At 63.7% G+C, this 727-nt stretch carries 1 protein-coding gene and 1 pseudogene; both read right to left on the minus strand.

Translation table 11 applies throughout. The features are described from left to right. The coding region (locus EN991_RS38520) for a helix-turn-helix transcriptional regulator (protein ID WP_164769779.1) at window positions 1-345 on the minus strand (345 nt) is incomplete at its 3' end. A gap of 132 nt (window positions 346-477) precedes the next feature. After that, a pseudogene (locus tag EN991_RS38525) lies at window positions 478-727 on the minus strand (sugar kinase); the annotation flags it as partial.

The following is a 727-nucleotide window of genomic DNA, read 5'->3' on the forward strand; positions in this document are numbered from 1 at the left end:
CGACAGCAGCGTCTTGCGGTAGCCTTCGCTGGTCGGCAGCGCCGGCCGCTCGCTGCGTGTCAGCACCGCGTGCGGCGACACTTCGCATTCGTCGAAAAGATCGGCGAGGCTGATGCCGAGCGCATTGGCAATCAGCATCAGCGTGCTGGTGTTGGCGCCGGAAAGGCCGCGCTCGAGCTGGCTTAGGAAACTGGCGGTGGTGCCGATCATGTCGCCGAGCTGGCGCAGCGTCAGGCGCCGCGTGGTGCGATAGGCCTTGATCCGATCGCCCAATACCGTCGAGCGGCGCGCTTCGGCGCTGGTCGCGGCATTGTCGTTGAGTGCGTGATCCGCAGCGATTTTCATGGCGATCTCAGGGTTCACTTAACATGCTATTAAGTGGGGCGTCCTGGCAAGCGGATTCGCCTGGTCACCTGAAAATCATCGATGGACCTGCAGAGGGCATGATCGGCCGACCGGCAACCCGGTTCAGCTCGATCACTGGATCATGAAGCGCGAACTGAATGGCAGGCTTGCCGCGCCGACGGCCTTCGGGCTGATGGTGACGCGCGCCGGCAGCGCTTCGATGCCGGGGAATTCCCGGCCGATGTCGTCGCACAAGGCCTCGGCAATCTTTTGCGGCGCATAGCTGGACAGGACGACCGTCCTGAACTCGACAAACTGGGTCAGCGCGGAGATCGACGCTTTCAGGCGGTCGGAACACTCGCCCAGCCATGCGCTGTAGGCC

The sequence above is a fragment of the Mesorhizobium sp. M7A.F.Ca.US.005.03.2.1 genome, assembly GCF_003997795.1.
Lineage (GTDB): Bacteria > Pseudomonadota > Alphaproteobacteria > Rhizobiales > Rhizobiaceae > Mesorhizobium > Mesorhizobium ciceri.